We start from the raw sequence: 15,696 nt of genomic DNA on the forward strand, positions 1-15,696 counted from the left end.
CCTGGGGAGGGCACATGTCTTGGCAGCACCCCGGCTGACCAGAGCGCCACAAGGGCCGCTATAGGACCAAGTGCCTGAAATCCGCAACGCCCAAGGCTTCGCTCGGCGGCTTTCGTATACCTATTCGACGGGGGATCGCTGCGCAGCAAAGCATACCGCCGCAAACGGACGAAAAGCTGCAAAAAAACGGCGATGTGGGGAAATGGTGCACCCGGAACGATTCGAACGTCCGACCCTCAGATTCGTAGTCTGATGCTCTATCCAGCTGAGCTACGGGTGCGTGGAAGCGCGCCTTTATAAGTGCCTACCGGCCTTGGCAAGCCCTATTGCGAGTTTTTTACATGGAGGGCGAGCGCAGCAGCGAGCGGTACGTCGAGCGGCGGCATCGCAAGTGCCCCAAGCGCCTCGGGATGCAGCCACTCCAGCTCTGCGCCAGGCTCAGGCACCGGCTCACCCTGCCAGCGGCGGCAAGTGTAGAGCAGGAGCACAAGCGGGCGGGCCTTCTCGTCGCCGGGGCTCGCGGCGAATGTCAGCGGCGCGAGATCGGCTTCTTCGATCGTGATCGACAGTTCCTCGGCGATCTCCCGCACGAGGGCCGCTGCTGCGCCCTCCCCCGCTTCAACCTTCCCGCCGGGAAACTCCCACAGGCCTCCATGTGCGCGCGCTTCGGGGCGGCGCTGCATGAGCACGCGGCCCGCGCCATCCAGCAGTGCCAGCGCAACGACGTTGAGCATTGTCGGATGCGTTTCCATCACAGGGAGATCCATTTATTCTTTCTTAGCCTTGCAGGTCCAAGACAATAGATGAACGCGGACTGGGGTAACCGTTTGATGTGGGACTTTGTCCGCAAGCCACTGGTGGATAAAACTGGCGCCACCGCCATCGAATATGGCCTGCTGATCGGCGTGATCGCAATGACCATGTTCTTCGGGATGACCGCGTTCGTGAATTCCCTTTTCATCATGTACAACACGATCGACACGAACCTCACCAGAGCGAAGAAATAAGCGCCGGCGCTTGGGGCGGGTAGCCTGCAGCGCTCTGGGCCGCAAAAACAGCTGTCCGGAAGCTGCATTGCAAGAAAGCGGAGCGCTTTTACCTTTTGTGAGGGAATGCCGGATATTTTGACACCTGCAATTTCGTATGACCGGGGGGTCGTATTCGCGAAAGAGCACAAAGGCGGCGAAAGTTGCCAGGTGGAGGACCATTCGCATGACACTTCTCAAGACGCTTCTTCGCGATGAAGAAGGCGCCACGGCTATCGAGTATGGCCTCATCGCTGCGCTGATCGCGGTGGCCGCAATCACGGCCATGGGCGCGCTCGGCAATTCGCTTTCGAACACATTCACGCAGATTTCGACCAAGATGGCCAACGCGCAGGACGGCAAGGGTCCGTTCTAGGATCCAGTTCTTCCAGTTGTGCTGATATGGACGGGGGTGTGGCTGGCCACATCCCCGTTTTGGCATGCGCGATCGGCAGATTTTACCAGTTTCTCACCCGGGCATGCCGGATTTTCTTACACGGTCACGCGAGCGCCACCGTGCCAGACACCTCAAAATCACCGGGTTTACGGCGCAATCTGCCTACGAGAGCTACGCCCGGGCCTCCACTCGCATCACATCAGCGTTCAGATTCGCCGGCGCTTTAAGTATTTTTCAGGAACTGCCGATTATTCTTACAGCAACTGGCCAGTCGACCAGGGTGTCGGTGAAGCCTTTCGGTGCCGACGTGTTACTTGCCGTTTCCCTGGAGGACTTCTCGCCATGCCTTTCTTCCGCAAACTCCTCGCCGATCAGAGCGGCGCGACCGCCATCGAATATGGCCTGATCATCGCGCTTGTCGCCACCGGTGCCGTCCTCGCGATGGGCGCGCTCGGCAATTCGCTTTCGAACACCTTCACGCAGATTTCGACCAAGATGGCCAACGCGCAGGACGGCAAGGGTCCGTTCTAACCGCGGGTTATCCCGTCGCGGCAAGTTGAGAAGGGGGCGCGCTTCCAGGCGCCCCCTTCTTTTTCGCGCGCTCAGTAGACGATCAGCTTGACCCGCGAGCCGGGAACAGGCTGGCTTGCTCCATCCAGACTATTGAGCACGAGGAACCGGTCCAGCGGCCGGTCATCGTAGGCCATGCGGCGGGCGAGCGACTGGAGGGTATCGCCCTTCTTCAAGGTCACCACCATCAGCCGCCGCGCGCGCACCGCGCCGGCCTCGCCGATGGTGATCCGGCGCATCGAGGAAAACATCGGATCGAACGCGCTGGCCTGCCCGGCTGCACTGATCGTAGTGAAGTGGAACGCCTGACCCGGGCCCCACGCATAAGCGAACACGACGACATCGCGCGCACCATCGCTGGTGTTGACACGGGCCATGCCATAGGCGGCCGGGATACCGTTGACCGTGGTCGTACGCACTTCATCGGGCGCGACGCGCTGCTGGTCCGACAGGCCGGCGAAGACCGATCGGACATAGGTATCGAGATTGCTCGTATAAGGCGCCGTTGACATCTCGCCCTTCCCCGATTGCCCGCTGATCGACACCGAGCGCGTGCCATTGACGAGGTAGAAGCCCTGCGGCGCCTGGAAGCTCATGCGATAGCCGGGGTGGATGAACTTGCGCCCGTCAACCACGCCCTGCTTCGGATCGTCGCCATACGTGAGGCCGTCGACGCGGGTCAGGAAGAGATCGCGATTGGTCATGCCGCGCACATTCTGCCCGGCGAGTGCGAGCGCGGCAGAGACCCGCGAGGCGGGATCGGGGTGCGTGCTCGCCCATTCCGGCACTTTGTCGGTGCTGCCAGTCAGCTGCGCATCGAGCGCGGTCTGCTGGGCGAGGCTGCGCAGCACGGTGCCCATCGCGCGCGGATCATAGCCAGCGCGCTTCAGATACGTAACGCCGAGCGCATCGGCCTCGCTCTCCTGAGCGCGCGAATATTTCAGCGTGAGGAGCTGGCTGCCGGTGGAGAAGATTTTCTGGCCGAGCTGGCCAAGCGCCGAATTGCCCAGCACCGCGCCTGCCAGCACCGAGCCGAGCACGCCGAGGATGGTGTTGCGCGTGGCGGCGCTTTCACGCTTCTGCGAATGGCGCGCCGCCACGTGGCCGACTTCGTGGCCCAGCACGCCGGCAAGCTCCGCCTCGTTGTTCATCAGCGCTACCAGTTGGCGCGTGACATAGACATAGCCCCCGGGGATCGCGAAGGCGTTGTTAACGGGTGAATTGAGCAGCGTGACGGTAAAATCGCTGCGCGCATTGCCGAGGCCGGACTGGAAGGCGATGGTCTTGCCCACCCCCTCGACATAGGTGGCTTGCAGCCCGGTGATCGCGCCGCCGAATTCGGCCAGGAGCTGCGGATGAGCCTTGGCGCCTTCGGCCTTGTCGCTCGCGCTGATCGTGGCAACCGTGCCCTGCGCTCCCGCGCGCGAACTCGGAACAGTAGGCCCCGCGAGCAGGAGGCCGGCGGCCCCGGCGACAAGCAGAGCAGCGCGAAACGGGCGATTGGTCATGGATTCTCCCCTGTGCCTGTGGTTGCGGCGGGCGCGGAGGCCCGGCACCAACAGTACCATGACGCCAGTCTAGCCTTGCCGGTGGCAGCAAGGCCAGAGTCATTTCGTCCGGGTCGGAACGACCTTCGTCAGGCGCCGATGCGCAGGAACCGTTCGGCACGCAGGGCGCGCAGGGTGTCGGCAGGCATTCCGGCCAACGCGCTCAGCTCCTCGGTTATCGCCTTGCCGAGTGCGGCCGCTGCCGCTGCGCCGTCGCGGTGTGCGCCGCCAACGGGTTCGGGCACGATCCTGTCAATCACGCCAAGCGCGAGCAGATCCTGCGCAGTGATCCGCATGGCCTCGGCCGCTTCGGGAGCCTTCTCGGCCGTGCGCCACAGGATCGAGGCGCAGCCTTCGGGCGAAATCACCGAATAGACGGCGTGCTCGAACATGAGCACCCGCTCGGCGCTGGCAAGCGCGACCGCGCCGCCCGAACCGCCTTCGCCCACGATCGCGGCGACCATCGGCACGCCCAGCGCAAGGCAGGCCTCGGTGCTGCGGGCAATCGCCTCAGCCTGGCCGCGCTCTTCCGCCTCGACCCCCGGGAAAGCGCCCGAAGTATCGACCAGCGTGACGACCGGAAGGCCATAGCGGCTCGCCATTTCCATCAGGCGGACCGCCTTGCGGTAGCCCTCGGGCTTGCCCATGCCGAAGTTGTGGCGGATGCGGCTCTGCGTATCGTGGCCCTTTTCGTGCCCGATCAGCATGACGGCCCGCCCTTCCAGCGTCGCGAAACCGCCGACGATGGCGTGATCCTCGCCGAACTTGCGGTCACCGCCGAGCGGCATGAAATCCGTGAAGGCCTTGCTCACGTAATCGCGGAAGTGCGGGCGCGAGGGATGCCGGGCGACTTGCGTCTTCTGCCACGGCGTCAGCGAGCGGTAGGTGCTCGCGAGCAGCTCGGCGGACTTGGCCTCAAGCCGGCGAATCTCGGCCGTGATGTCGAGCGCGCCAGTTTGCGCGGTTTCGCGCAGCTCGGCGATGCGCGCTTCCAGCGCGGCGATCGGCTTTTCGAATTCGAGATAGGAAATCATCCGCGCCGCGCTAGGACTGGCTCGCCGGAAGGTCAACCTCCGGCGCCGGGTTTTGCGGTTTGTTTCCCAGCGGATGGCGGCTGTTGACCAGCGCGACGAGCCGCGCGGCATCGACATGCGTGTAGATCTGGGTCGTCGCGATATCGGCGTGGCCGAGCAAGGTCTGCAGCACGCGCAGGTCCGCACCGCCTTCAAGGAGGTGGGTGGCGAAGGCATGGCGCAGCACGTGCGGGCTGACCTTTTCAGGATCGAGCCCGGCCCGCAGCGCCAGATCGCGCAGGAGCTGGAACAGACGCACGCGCGTCAGATGGCCGCCGCGCGGACTTGGAAAGACCCAGCGCCCGCCCTTGGGCCGCAGCGCGAGCCAGCGCACGAGCGCCGTACCCGCCCGCGCGCTGACCGGGACCATGCGCTGCTGACCGCCCTTGCCGGTGATCATCAGGAACGGCGCATCGCGCGGAACGGCCGCCAGCGGCAGCGATACGAGTTCGGTGGCGCGCAGGCCGGAGCCATAAAGCAGCTCGAGCAGCGCCAGCATGCGGGCGCCCTCCCCCGTCGCGGCCTCGTTCTCGGCCAGCGTGAACAGCGCGGCAATCTCGCCGTGGCCGAGCAGGCGCGGCAGCGGGCGGCGGATGCGGGGACGCGGGAGCGCGGCGGAGGGATCGTCGCTGCGCAGGCCCTCGTCGGCCAGAAATCCGTAGAACTGGCGGAGCGCCGAAGACTTGCGTGCAAGGCTGGAGGGCGCAAGATCGCGCCAGGCTTCAGCAAGGCTGGCAATCGCATCGCTATCGGCGCTGACCAGATCGCCGATTTCCGCGCGCGCCGAACGCAAGTCACGGCCATAAGCAGCGAGGGTGTTGGCAGCCGCCCCCCGCTCGGCGGCGAGCATCGCGAGGAACTCGTCGATCGGATCGTGCGCGGCCGCCGCTGGCGCCATGCCCGTCAGACCCGCGCCACGGCCTCCGCCGCGATCATCCGCGCCTCACCCTCAAGCCCGGCACGGCGCAGCGCGGCGATGATGTGATAGAGATGCAGCGGGGTCATCTTGTCCCATCCGCTGCCCTGCATGCCGAACCCGGCGAGCATGGCGACAAGCACCGGGTTTTGCGAGGCGGCGGCACCATCGATAGCCCGGGTCCAGCGCGTCTCGCGTCCCAGGTCGAGCTTGAGATCATCGGCAAAACGGCGCGCTGTGGCGGGATCGACCCGGCCAAGCCCCATCAGTCCGGCGAGGAGGAACCGGGAGCGCAGGCCGCCCGTGCTGGTATCGCCAGACTGGAACGTGCCGAGCGTGTCCGCGCTGATGGCGGCAAACTTGGTCGGCGCGGCAAGCGCGATCAGGCCCCAGGCCTCGCTGCCCGCAGGAACCACGCCCGCCCAGCGCGCCGCGTTGCGATCAAGCCCGGCAGTCAGCATCGAGGCGATCAGGCCCTTGGCATCGCCCGAGAGATTGGCATCAGGCGTGATCCGCGCCGCAGCATAGGCGGTGAGCACAAGGCGTGAATAGGCGCGGTCCGGATCGCTTGCATCGCCCCACAGGCTGCGGATGGCGGAGAGCCGGTCCGCCACATCGGCAGCGAGGTAGGCGCTGCGCAGCGTATCGGCGAGCGGGCCCCAGGTGCGGTCGGGCTCGTCCAGCGCGTGGATCTCGCTATAGAGATCGACCATCGCCGAAGCGGAGAGAATGCCGCGCTCGGCGGCGATATCGGCGGCTTCGGCCCGGGCGGTGAGCGGGAGCATGGGCGCGCGCACCGCCAGTACGGCATAGGAGGCGCCGGCCTGCTTGCGCAGCGTCTCGGGCGGTTCGAGCCCGGTGGCAAGCGCGAGGCCGGTCCGCCACGGCGTGAGGCTGGAGACCCCGGTCCACTCGATCTTGACCGCGCGGTGCCCCTGCGATGCGGCGCCGGCGAACTTCTGGGCGAGGAGAATGTCGATCTTGGAAGCAACGCCCTTGCGCATCGCATTGTCGAGCACGGCAAGCGCAGGCGCGCCTTCGCCGCCGGTGAAGGCCGTGCAGATCGCGCGGGTCAGCGTCCAGTCCCAGCCCGGACGGCCGGCGGCGGTCAGCGCGGTAATCGGGCAGAGGCCCACCGGATCCGCGGTGGCGAGGAAGCTCCTCATCGCCGCATCCTCGAGCGTCGGGGTGTAGAAGCCGCTGTCAACCTCCTGCACCATCGCGCGCGCCGCATCGGCTTCGCCCATCCGCAGCAGGACTTGCGCCCGCAGCGCCGCCCAGTCTGCGCCGTTCATGCCGACTGGCGTATCGAGCCGGCTCGCCAGCGCGCGCCGCAGCAGGATGTGACCCCAGCGCGAAACGAGATCGCCGCGCATGTTGGTGAGCAGCCCCGCGACGAACGGACCGTTGAGGTAATGGCTGGAAACCGCGGGGAAACCGCCATCGGCAGCATCGAAGAAGCCGACGCGTGACAGGCTGCGCTGCGCCTGCGGGGGAATGTCCGCACGCGGCTTGGCGCTGGCGATCAGCTGATCGACCAGCGCGGGGTCGATGCCGGCCAGGCCATCGGCGGCGGCGGCAGCAACGGGTGCGGCGGGCGCCGGGGTCGGTGTGCCCGGTGCAGGCTGCGCCGTCGGCACGGCAACCGCCTGCGCGGTGGGCGAGGATGACGGGCGCTGCACATTGACGATCGCAGGCGCAGCGGTTCGCGCAGGAGCCGGGGCGCTGCTCGCGGCAGGGCGCGGCGCCGTTTGCGGTTTGCGCGCTGGTGCCGCGGGCTTTTCGTCAAAGCCCGGCGGGAGCAACGATTCCTGCGCGGTCACGGCAATGGCGGAGAGCGCGCCGATCGCGGCGCAGGTCAGCACGGCGATCCGCGCGCGGCCGATCCTCATGAACCAGCCTTTGCGCCCGGCGCCGCGACGGGCGTCTCGATCCAGCGGGTTGGCTGTGTATCCCCCATGATCCATGCCGATGCCAATATCGCCACCACTACCACCACCAAGAGGATGCCCACAATCCAGATACGATGACGGGCCAGAAATCGAGCTTTCACCAAAACGCTCCTGCGGCCGCTGCCACCCTGGGGCCACGGCACTTGCACAACCCATGCTCAACCCTTGCACTCGCCCCTAGCGCAACTATAGGCGGCGCGGCAATGGAGCACGATGACCCCGCCCTTTCAAGCGCTGCACTTCAGCGGCTTGCGGCCCGGATAGACCGGCCGATCGTGCTGGTGGGCATGATGGGTGTGGGCAAGACGACGGTGGGCCGCAAACTTGCGGCAATGCTGGGCGTGCCGTTCTGCGATGCCGACGAGGAAATCGAGAAAGCCGCGCAGATGTCGATCCCCGAGATCTTTGCGCAGTTTGGCGAACCCTATTTCCGCAGCGGCGAGCGCCGCGTGATCGCGCGGCTGGTGGGCGAAGACGGCACGCCGGTGCGCCGGGTGCTCGCAACCGGTGGCGGCGCGTTCGTCGACCAGGAAACGCGCGAGCTGATCCTGCGGCGCGCAATTGCGGTGTGGCTTGACAGCGATGTCGATACGCTGGTCATGCGCGTGGGGCGCAAGAGCAACCGTCCGCTGCTCAAGAACGGTAACCCGCGCGAGATCCTGACACGGCTCAAGGCCGAACGCGGGCCGGCATATGCGCAAGCGCCGATCCATGTGAAAAGCGGCAACCAGCCCCACCAGGCAACCGCGCTCACCATCCTGAAGGCAATCGACGCATGGCTGTAATCCCCGTCAACATCGCCGGCGCGCCTTACGAAGTGCGGATCCTGACCGGGTTGCTGGCGGCAGCGGGCAAGCACTGCCGGCCGTTCATTCGCGGCGGCAAGGTCGCGGTAGTGACCGACGAGCGCGTTGCGGCAGCCTGGCGCGAGACCGTGAGCGCCTCGCTCGCAGCGGAAGGCATCGCCAGCGAATGGCTCGTCCTGCCTGCGGGCGAAAGCACCAAGAGCTGGGAATTCCTCGCCCGCACGGCTGAATGGCTGCTGGAACAGGGTGTCGAGCGCAAGGACAGCGTCATCGCGCTGGGCGGCGGGGTAATCGGCGACCTTACGGGCTTTGCCGCCTCGATGGTCAAGCGCGGCTGCGCCTTCATCCAGATGCCGACGACACTTCTGGCGCAAGTCGATTCAAGCGTGGGCGGCAAGACCGCGATCAATACGGCGGCGGGCAAGAACCTCGTCGGCGCGTTTCATCAGCCGGTGCTGGTCCTGGCGGACCCGCTGGCGCTCGATACGCTGCCGCCGCGCGAGACGCGCGCGGGCTATGCCGAAGTCGTCAAGTACGGCTTGATCGACGATGCCGCGTTCTTCCACTGGTGCGAGGCGCATGGCCCGGCGCTGTTGGCAGGCGATGCCAAGGCGCGCGAGCATGCGATTGCGACAAGCGTTGCGGCCAAGGCGCGGATCGTGGCGGCGGACGAGAAGGAAACCTTGGGCGTGCGCGCGCTGCTCAATCTGGGGCATACCTTCGGGCATGCGCTGGAGGCCGAGACGGGCTTCTCTGACCGCCTGCTCCACGGCGAGGGCGTGGCGCTGGGCATGGTGCTGGCAGCGCGCTATTCGGCGCGGCTGGGCCTGATGGCCGGCCAGGATGCGGAGCGGGTGGCGGCGCATATCGGTTCGGCGGGGCTGCCGGCTTCGCTGCCAGCGCTTGGCCTCACCTGCGACGGCGCGCGGCTCAGGGCGCATATGCTGCATGACAAGAAGATGGATGCGGGCACCCTGCCCTTCCTGCTGATGCGCGGGATCGGCGAGACGTTTCTGGCGAAGGACGTGGACCTTGCCGATGTCGCCGCGTTTCTCGATGCGGAACTGGCGCGGGCTTAAGTTTCCGACATCCCGCAACCACCGTTCGTGTCGAGCGAAGTCGAGACACCACGCGCAGTGCCAAGTGTCTCGACTTCGCTCGACACGAACGGATGGTAGAGTCAAATTTTCTAGAACAGCCGCGCGCCGTTGGGGACATTGCCGTCCGGTGCGAAAAGCACAACGCGGCCTTCTTCGTCCGGAAAGCCGACGGTGAGGACTTCGGACATCATCTTGCCGATCTGGCGCGGCGGGAAATTGACCACGGCGGCGACCTGCCGACCCACCAGTTCCTCAGGCGTATAAAGCGCGGCGATCTGCGCGCTGGAGCGCTTCACGCCGATGCCATCCCCGAAGTCGATCGCCAGCTTGATGCTCGGCTTGCGCGCTTCGGGGTAGGGTTCGGCGCTCACGATCGTGCCCACGCGGATATCGACCTTGAGGAAATCCTCAAAGCCGATGGTATCCGCCGCAGGGGTTTTCGGATCATGTTCGAGGTGCATTATTTGCCCTTGAATTCGGCTTTGCGCTTTTCGAGGAATGCCTTGATGCCCTCGCCAGCGTCGGCGCTATCGCCGGCCTTCCACTGGCCTTCCGCCTCGATCAGCAGCGCGGCCGGGAGATCGGTCTCAAGTGCGCGGGCGACATTCTGGCGCATCGTGCCAAGCGCAACGGTTGGGCCGTTGGCGAGCCGCTCGGCCAGCGCCATGGCTTCGTCCGCCAGCGCGGCATCGTCGACCGCCTTGTAGATCATGCCCCAGTCCTCGGCCTTTTCAGCGCCGATACGTTCGCCCAGCATCATCATCTGTAGCGCGCGCGATTTGCCGATCAGGCGCGGGAGCACCCAGCTGGCACCGCCATCGGGGACAAGACCGATATTGACGAAGGCCTGCAGAAAATAGGCGCTCTTCGCGGCGAGCACGAAATCGCCCATCAGCGCGATCGAGCAGCCGACGCCGGCGGCGGGGCCATTTACCGCGGTGATCAGAGGCACGCTGAGGCGCGAAAGCTTGGCGATCATCGGGTTGTAGTGCTCGGTCAGCGCCTTGTAGCTGCCCGCACCGCCTGCAACGCTGCGCTTGCCTGAAACGGCGAGATCGGCGCCCGAGCAGAAGGCCCGGCCCTCACCCGTGATGACAACAGCGCGCGCGCCTTCGAGATCATAGAGCGCGTCGTTGATTTCGACCGCCATGTCCGGCGGGCAGGCATTGAGCCGCTCCGGCCGGTTGAGCACGATGCGGCGGACAAGGCCGACCTTTTCGACGCGGATCATTTCATAGGACATCGCAATTTCCCCTTAATCGCTCGGTTAAGGGCATCGCTAAGCCAGCCACGCAGCCTTGGCAAGCAGGTTCAGTACGGCCTTGCAAATCCGCCAATCGGCCTGCGCGAGGATTCAGGAATGTGCCTGCGCAAAAGCCGCCGCCGCGCCAAACAGGCCGGGCTGCGGGTGGGTGATGAGCTTCACGGGCATCGCCGCCATCAAGCTTTCGAACCGGCCCTTTGACGTGAAGCGCTCGGCAAAGCCGGAGCGCACGAGCGTATCCTTGATGCGCAGGCCAAGCCCGCCCGCCATCACGAGCGCGCAGGCCCCATGCGCGAGCGCGAGATCGCCCGCAACGCTGCCGAGCGAGAGGCAGAACCGGTCTACCGCAGCAGCGGCGAGGCTATCTTCCCCGCTGGTGCCGAGCGCCCAGAGTTCCTTGTCGGTAAGCGAAGTGATCGCCCTGCCCTCGATATTGGCCAGCGTTTCATAGATATCGACGATGCCGGGGCCAGCCACCACGCGTTCGGCCGAGACGCGGCGATGCCGTCCGCGCAGCCGGGCCAGGATTGCATCCTCGATCTTGTCGAGCGGGGCGTAGTCGATGTGGCCGCCTTCGGTGGGCTGGACATGATAGCTGCCGCGCTGGCGCCAGAGCTGCGCCACGCCAAGGCCGGTGCCCGGGCCGACAACGCTGATCGTGCCTTCCTCGGGCAGCGGCACTTCGGGTCCGCAAAGGTGGAGGAAGTGCGCATCATCTGCCTGAGCCACGGCGTGCGCCACGGCGGCGAAATCGTTGACGACGACATAGTCCGGCGCGCCGAGCTTTTCGGGGATCAGCGCTGGGCGAATGATCCAGGGGTTATTGGTGAAGCGGATCAGCTCGCCCCCAACCGGCCCTGCGACGGCGATAGCAACGGCTTGGGGCAGCCCACCGCCGGAAAGGCGGGCAAATTCCTCCCAGGCGAGCTGAAAGCTCGGGTGGTCGGCAGTCTTGAGCGTGACCGCCTCGCCCAGCGAGACGACGCGCCCGGCCTCGACTTCGGCCATCGCGAAGCGGGCGTGGGTTCCGCCGATATCGACCGCGACCAGTTGCATGTGCCTCTTCCCCCTCTACGCGTCCGGTTTGTGCTGCCGGTCCGGTTATCCTGCGCTCAAAGCCCCCCGAGCGCCAGCATGGCCGAACCGCCGCGTTCGGCGGGATCGGCGAAGTGGCGCATCATCGCGAACAGTTCGCGGCCGACGCCCATGGCTTCTTCCGGTGCGACGGCAGGCTCGCGGGCAGCCCATTCGGCTTCGTCCACCAATGCCACGAGTTCGCCGCTATCCGCGCAAACGCGGACAATGTCGCCGTCCTTGAGCAGAGCCAGCGCGCCGCCCTTCTTCGCTTCCGGCGAAACGTGGATAGCCGCCGGCACCTTGCCCGAAGCACCCGACATGCGACCATCGGTAACAAGCGCGACGCGGAAGCCGCGGTCCTGCAGCACACCGAGCGAAGGGGTGAGCTTGTGCAGTTCGGGCATGCCATTGGCCGCCGGTCCCTGGAAGCGCACGACGACGATCACATCACGCTCAAGCTCGCCCGCCTTGAAGGCTTTCAGCACATCGTTCTGATCGGAAAACACGCGGCACGGCGCCTCGATCGTCCAGCGGCTGCGGTCGACCGCGCTGACCTTGATGGTACCGCGACCGAGATTGCCGCGAACGAGGCGCAGGCCGCCTTCAGGCTGGAACGGTTCGCTGACGGGGCGCAGCATGGCGGGGTTGAGAGTTCCGCGCGGGGCGGGATCCCAGCGCAGCAAATCGCCATCGAGCACCGGCTGCTGCGCGCCTTCGAGCAGCGAGGCGCCGTAGACCGTGCGAATGTCGCCGTGGGCGAGCCCGCTTTCGACCAGTTCGCGGATGACATAGGGCATGCCGCCCGCATCCGCGAAACCGTTCACATCGCCCGAGCCGTTGGGGTAGATGCTGGCGATCAGCGGGACGGCGCGGGAGAGCTCGTCCATGTCGTCCCAATCGATCTGCACGCCGGCCGCGCGGGCGATGGCAGGCAGATGGATCACGTGGTTGGTCGAGCCGCCGGTGGCGAGCAGACCGACGATCGCGTTGACGATGGCCTTCTCATCCACGCAGTGGCCCAGCGGGCGGTAGTCGTCGCCATCCCAGGTGATCTGCGCCACGCGGTGCACGGCGGCGCGGGTGAGTTCCTGACGCAGCTTGGTGCCGGGCTGGACGAAGCTGGCGCCGGGCATGTGGAGGCCCATCATTTCCATCATCATCTGGTTGGAATTGGCGGTGCCATAGAACGTGCAGGTGCCGGCGGAATGGTAGCTCGCGCTCTCGCTCGCGAGCAGTTCGTCGCGGCCTACCTTGCCCTCGGCATAGAGCTGACGGATGCGCTGCTTTTCCTTGTTGGCAAGGCCTGTCGCCATCTGGCCTGCGGGCACGAGGATCGTCGGCAGGTGGCCGAAGCGCAGCGACCCGATGAGCAGGCCGGGCACGATCTTGTCGCAGATGCCCAGCAGCAGCGCTGCCTCGTACATGCCGTGGCTGAGGCCGACGGCGGTGCCCATCGCGATGGTGTCGCGGCTGAACAGCGAGAGCTCCATCGAGGCCTGGCCTTGGGTCACCCCGTCGCACATCGCGGGGACGCCGCCCGCGACTTGCGCCGTCGCGCCGACCTCGCGGGCGAAGATCTTGATCTGCTCAGGGTAGCGGCCATAGGGCTGATGCGCCGAGAGCATGTCGTTGTAGGCGGTGATGACGCCGATGTTCGTGCTGTGGCCAGTGCGCAGGGCGATCTTGTCTTCCCCGGCTGCGGCAAAGCCGTGGGCGAGATTGCCGCAGGAGAGCACATCGCGGTTCACACCAGCATCGCGGGCGCGGGCGATGAGATCGAGATAGGCCGCGCGGCTCTGCGCCGAACGGGCGATGATCCGGTCCGTGACCTTGGCTACGATAGGATTAAGGGGCATCATTCGCTCCAGTAGATCGTGACAGGCGGTCCGTAGCCGCGCAGGAAATCGGAGACCGGATAGGCATCGGAGCCGCCAAGAACCTGCTCGATCAGCGCCTTCTTGGAGGCACCGGTGACGACGAGGATGATCTCTCGTGCGGCTTTCAGCGCCCGCTTGTTGAGCGTCAGGCGGTCAAACGGAGCCTCGGGCGGCAAGGGGATCGGCGTGGTCGCGATCACGCTCGGGCCGGGGCGGACCAGCGCGTGCATGTGCGGGAACAGCGAGGCGACGTGGCCATCCTCGCCCATGCCGAGCCAGACGAGGTCAAACGGCTCCACCGCTGCGCCTTCTTCCAAACGTTCGAACGCCGCGCCAGTTCCGGCAAGCGCGGCATGGAGCTTGCCGAAATTGCTGGCGGGATGGTCATCCGGCACGCGCCGGTCATCCGTGAGCGCGATCGTGGTGCCCGACCAGTCGAGATCCTGCTGCGCCAGCAGGGCAAAGACCTTGAGCGGAGTGGATCCGCCCGTGAAAGCAAGGCGCTTGGCACCGGGGCGCGAGAGCACGCGGGCAATGTGCGCGGCGACTGCGGCGGCATCGCCCGGGTTTGCCCAGCTGACCTCAGTCATGCCAGCTGCGCCCGTCACGCTCGGTCAGCGCGATCCCGGCGTTGGGGCCCCAGCTTCCGGCAGCGTAAGGCCTCACTTCCATGCCTGTTTCGGCCCAGACGCGGCGGATCGCATCGACCCAGGTCCACTGCGCCTCGACCTCGTCGCGGCGGACGAACAGCGTCTGCTCGCCTTCGATGAGGTCGAGCAACAGGCGCTCATAGGCAATGCGGCGGCGTGCCTTGGCGAAGGCAGTGGTTAGCGAAAGGTCGAGGTTGACCTCGCGCAGCACGATGCCGCCGCGATCGAGGCCCGGCTCCTTGGCCATGACCTGCAGGCGGACGTATTCCTCGGGCTGCAGGCGGATGACGAGGCGGTTTGCGCCCAGCTTGCCGCCGCGGCCCGAGAAGATGTTGTGCGGCACGCCCTTGAACTGGACAACGATCTCGCTGCGCCGTTCAGCCAGACGTTTGCCGTGGCGCAAGTAGAACGGCACGCCCTGCCAGCGCCAGTTATCGACGTGGGCCTTGATCGCGACATAAGTCTCGGTGTCCGAAGGCTTGCCAAGATCTTCGAGATAGCCGGTGACGGCGCTGCCGCCGACAGCGCCCGCACCATATTGCCCGCGCACCATTTCCTCGGCCTTCACCGGGCGCAGCGCGCGCAGGACCTTGACCTTCTCATCGCGGATCGAGGTTGCATCGAACTCGACCGGCGGTTCCATCGCGGTAAGCGCGACAAGCTGGAGCATATGGTTCTGCACCATGTCGCGCAGGCCGCCGGTATCGTCGTAGAAGCCCTTGCGCCCCTCAAGACCCACGGTTTCGCTGACGGTGATCTGCACATGATCGATGCCTGCGCTGTTCCACAGCGGCTCGAACATCATGTTGGCAAAGCGCAGCGCCAGCAGGTTCTGGACCGTCTCCTTGCCGAGGTAGTGATCGATACGGAAGATCTGCCGTTCGGAGAACCCGGCCGCAACCGCGTCATTGATGCGGCGGCTGGAGGCCAGATCATTTCCGAGCGGCTTTTCAAGACCGATGCGCACCCCTTCATGGGCGAGCCCGGCAAGGCGCAGGCCTTCGATGGTCGGCTCGAACAGTGCAGGTGCGGTCGAGAGGAAGATCGAGAGGCCGCAGGACGTATCGCCAAGCTTTTCGGCAAGACCCGCGAAGCCCTCGGGCCTGGAGGCATCGAGCGTCTGGTATTCAAGGCGCTCAAGGAAGCTTGCGAGCTGGGTCTCGTCCTTGCGATCGGCAGGGAGGAACTCTTCCAGCGCCGACCGCGCCATCTCGCGGAACTCGGCATCATCGTGGACCGAACGCGCGGTGCCGACGATCCGCAAGGTGGGATCGATGAGCCCGTCTTCATGCAGTGCGTAGAGCGAGGGCAGCAACATGCGCCGGGAAAGATCGCCGGTCGCGCCGAACAGGAGCAGGGCGGAACAGCTGGTGGCGGCCATGGGCGGCATACTCCTCATCCGGGCCGCTTCACGAGAAGGCCCGGAAGTTCCCCTAGACCCG

At 66.1% G+C, this 15,696-nt stretch carries 16 protein-coding genes and 1 tRNA gene; 5 read left to right on the top strand and 12 right to left on the bottom strand.

What is annotated here, in order from left to right; translation table 11 throughout:
* Window positions 1–203: 203 nt before the first annotated feature.
* Window positions 204–280 (bottom strand) — tRNA-Arg (locus tag ACO056_RS12190).
* A gap of 43 nt (window positions 281–323) precedes the next feature.
* Window positions 324–767: an NUDIX domain-containing protein gene (locus ACO056_RS12195; protein WP_421847071.1), complete on the bottom strand. Its 444-nt coding sequence runs from the start codon at window positions 765–767 to the stop codon at window positions 324–326.
* 36 nt (window positions 768–803) lie between these two features.
* Here ACO056_RS12195 and ACO056_RS12200 point away from each other — a divergent pair, with 36 nt between their 5' ends.
* The 3 genes from ACO056_RS12200 to ACO056_RS12210 all read left to right on the top strand — a co-directional run bounded on the left by ACO056_RS12200 (window position 804) and on the right by ACO056_RS12210 (window position 1,953).
* Window positions 804–1,007, top strand: coding sequence for a Flp family type IVb pilin (locus ACO056_RS12200; RefSeq protein ID WP_421847073.1), 204 nt, complete (start codon window positions 804–806; stop codon window positions 1,005–1,007).
* Window positions 1,008–1,212: 205 nt separating this feature from the next.
* Window positions 1,213–1,401, top strand: coding sequence for a Flp family type IVb pilin (locus ACO056_RS12205; RefSeq protein ID WP_421847075.1), 189 nt, complete (start codon window positions 1,213–1,215; stop codon window positions 1,399–1,401).
* A 363-nt stretch (window positions 1,402–1,764) separates the two neighbouring features.
* Window positions 1,765–1,953, top strand: coding sequence for a Flp family type IVb pilin (locus ACO056_RS12210; protein WP_421847077.1), 189 nt, complete (start codon window positions 1,765–1,767; stop codon window positions 1,951–1,953).
* A gap of 71 nt (window positions 1,954–2,024) precedes the next feature.
* Here ACO056_RS12210 and ACO056_RS12215 read toward each other — a convergent pair whose 3' ends face one another.
* The 4 genes from ACO056_RS12215 to ACO056_RS12230 all read right to left on the bottom strand — a co-directional run bounded on the left by ACO056_RS12215 (window position 2,025) and on the right by ACO056_RS12230 (window position 7,420).
* Window positions 2,025–3,500, bottom strand: coding sequence for a M48 family metalloprotease (locus ACO056_RS12215; protein WP_421847079.1), 1,476 nt, complete (start codon window positions 3,498–3,500; stop codon window positions 2,025–2,027).
* A 128-nt stretch (window positions 3,501–3,628) separates the two neighbouring features.
* Entirely contained in the window at window positions 3,629–4,573 is a 945-nt protein-coding gene (locus ACO056_RS12220) for an acetyl-CoA carboxylase carboxyltransferase subunit alpha (protein ID WP_421847081.1), read from the bottom strand.
* Between the two features lie 10 nt (window positions 4,574–4,583).
* Window positions 4,584–5,510 carry a tyrosine recombinase gene (locus tag ACO056_RS12225; protein ID WP_421847083.1) on the bottom strand — a complete coding sequence of 309 codons (927 nt, stop codon included), beginning with the start codon at window positions 5,508–5,510 and terminating at the stop codon, window positions 4,584–4,586.
* A 5-nt stretch (window positions 5,511–5,515) separates the two neighbouring features.
* Complete coding sequence (locus tag ACO056_RS12230) at window positions 5,516–7,420, bottom strand: hypothetical protein (protein WP_421847085.1); 1,905 nt, start codon at window positions 7,418–7,420, stop codon at window positions 5,516–5,518.
* Window positions 7,421–7,683: 263 nt separating this feature from the next.
* Here ACO056_RS12230 and ACO056_RS12235 point away from each other — a divergent pair, with 263 nt between their 5' ends.
* Entirely contained in the window at window positions 7,684–8,265 is a 582-nt protein-coding gene (locus ACO056_RS12235; RefSeq protein ID WP_421847087.1) for a shikimate kinase, read from the top strand.
* Window positions 8,256–9,365, top strand: coding sequence for a 3-dehydroquinate synthase (gene aroB / locus ACO056_RS12240; protein WP_421847089.1), 1,110 nt, complete (start codon window positions 8,256–8,258; stop codon window positions 9,363–9,365). Before ACO056_RS12235 ends, aroB begins: the two co-directional genes overlap by 10 nt.
* 110 nt (window positions 9,366–9,475) lie before the next feature.
* Here aroB and ACO056_RS12245 read toward each other — a convergent pair whose 3' ends face one another.
* The 6 genes from ACO056_RS12245 to zwf form a co-directional block, all read right to left on the bottom strand.
* Window positions 9,476–9,847, bottom strand: a complete 372-nt coding sequence (locus ACO056_RS12245; RefSeq protein WP_421847091.1) for a tRNA-binding protein — start codon at window positions 9,845–9,847, stop codon at window positions 9,476–9,478.
* Complete coding sequence (locus ACO056_RS12250) at window positions 9,847–10,629, bottom strand: enoyl-CoA hydratase-related protein (RefSeq protein ID WP_421847093.1); 783 nt, start codon at window positions 10,627–10,629, stop codon at window positions 9,847–9,849. The genes ACO056_RS12245 and ACO056_RS12250 overlap by 1 nt, the downstream gene beginning before the upstream one ends.
* A gap of 111 nt (window positions 10,630–10,740) precedes the next feature.
* Window positions 10,741–11,706, bottom strand: coding sequence for a glucokinase (locus ACO056_RS12255; protein WP_421847094.1), 966 nt, complete (start codon window positions 11,704–11,706; stop codon window positions 10,741–10,743).
* A gap of 56 nt (window positions 11,707–11,762) precedes the next feature.
* Entirely contained in the window at window positions 11,763–13,586 is a 1,824-nt protein-coding gene (edd, locus tag ACO056_RS12260) for a phosphogluconate dehydratase (protein WP_421847095.1), read from the bottom strand.
* Window positions 13,583–14,194 carry a 6-phosphogluconolactonase gene (locus ACO056_RS12265; protein WP_421847097.1) on the bottom strand — a complete coding sequence of 204 codons (612 nt, stop codon included), beginning with the start codon at window positions 14,192–14,194 and terminating at the stop codon, window positions 13,583–13,585. Before ACO056_RS12265 ends, edd begins: the two co-directional genes overlap by 4 nt.
* Complete coding sequence (gene zwf / locus ACO056_RS12270) at window positions 14,187–15,635, bottom strand: glucose-6-phosphate dehydrogenase (RefSeq protein ID WP_421847099.1); 1,449 nt, start codon at window positions 15,633–15,635, stop codon at window positions 14,187–14,189. The genes ACO056_RS12265 and zwf overlap by 8 nt, the downstream gene beginning before the upstream one ends.
* Window positions 15,636–15,696: the final 61 nt, after the last annotated feature.

The sequence above is a fragment of the Novosphingobium sp. genome (assembly GCF_965228995.1).
Classification (GTDB): Bacteria; Pseudomonadota; Alphaproteobacteria; order Sphingomonadales; family Sphingomonadaceae; genus Novosphingobium.

Excerpts from the sequence above, each read along its gene's own strand:
- ACO056_RS12195 (WP_421847071.1), bottom strand. The coding sequence starts at position 767 with ATGGATCTCCCTGTGATGGAAACGCATCCGACAATGCTCAACGTCGTT.
- ACO056_RS12200 (WP_421847073.1), top strand. The coding sequence starts at position 804 with ATGAACGCGGACTGGGGTAACCGTTTGATGTGGGACTTTGTCCGCAAG.
- ACO056_RS12205 (WP_421847075.1), top strand. The coding sequence starts at position 1,213 with ATGACACTTCTCAAGACGCTTCTTCGCGATGAAGAAGGCGCCACGGCT.
- ACO056_RS12210 (WP_421847077.1), top strand. The coding sequence starts at position 1,765 with ATGCCTTTCTTCCGCAAACTCCTCGCCGATCAGAGCGGCGCGACCGCC.
- ACO056_RS12215 (WP_421847079.1), bottom strand. The coding sequence starts at position 3,500 with ATGACCAATCGCCCGTTTCGCGCTGCTCTGCTTGTCGCCGGGGCCGCC.
- ACO056_RS12220 (WP_421847081.1), bottom strand. The coding sequence starts at position 4,573 with ATGATTTCCTATCTCGAATTCGAAAAGCCGATCGCCGCGCTGGAAGCG.
- ACO056_RS12225 (WP_421847083.1), bottom strand. The coding sequence starts at position 5,510 with ATGGCGCCAGCGGCGGCCGCGCACGATCCGATCGACGAGTTCCTCGCG.
- ACO056_RS12230 (WP_421847085.1), bottom strand. The coding sequence starts at position 7,420 with ATGAGGATCGGCCGCGCGCGGATCGCCGTGCTGACCTGCGCCGCGATC.
- ACO056_RS12235 (WP_421847087.1), top strand. The coding sequence starts at position 7,684 with ATGGAGCACGATGACCCCGCCCTTTCAAGCGCTGCACTTCAGCGGCTT.
- aroB (WP_421847089.1), top strand. The coding sequence starts at position 8,256 with ATGGCTGTAATCCCCGTCAACATCGCCGGCGCGCCTTACGAAGTGCGG.
- ACO056_RS12245 (WP_421847091.1), bottom strand. The coding sequence starts at position 9,847 with ATGCACCTCGAACATGATCCGAAAACCCCTGCGGCGGATACCATCGGC.
- ACO056_RS12250 (WP_421847093.1), bottom strand. The coding sequence starts at position 10,629 with ATGTCCTATGAAATGATCCGCGTCGAAAAGGTCGGCCTTGTCCGCCGC.
- ACO056_RS12255 (WP_421847094.1), bottom strand. The coding sequence starts at position 11,706 with ATGCAACTGGTCGCGGTCGATATCGGCGGAACCCACGCCCGCTTCGCG.
- edd (WP_421847095.1), bottom strand. The coding sequence starts at position 13,586 with ATGATGCCCCTTAATCCTATCGTAGCCAAGGTCACGGACCGGATCATC.
- ACO056_RS12265 (WP_421847097.1), bottom strand. The coding sequence starts at position 14,194 with ATGACTGAGGTCAGCTGGGCAAACCCGGGCGATGCCGCCGCAGTCGCC.
- zwf (WP_421847099.1), bottom strand. The coding sequence starts at position 15,635 with ATGGCCGCCACCAGCTGTTCCGCCCTGCTCCTGTTCGGCGCGACCGGC.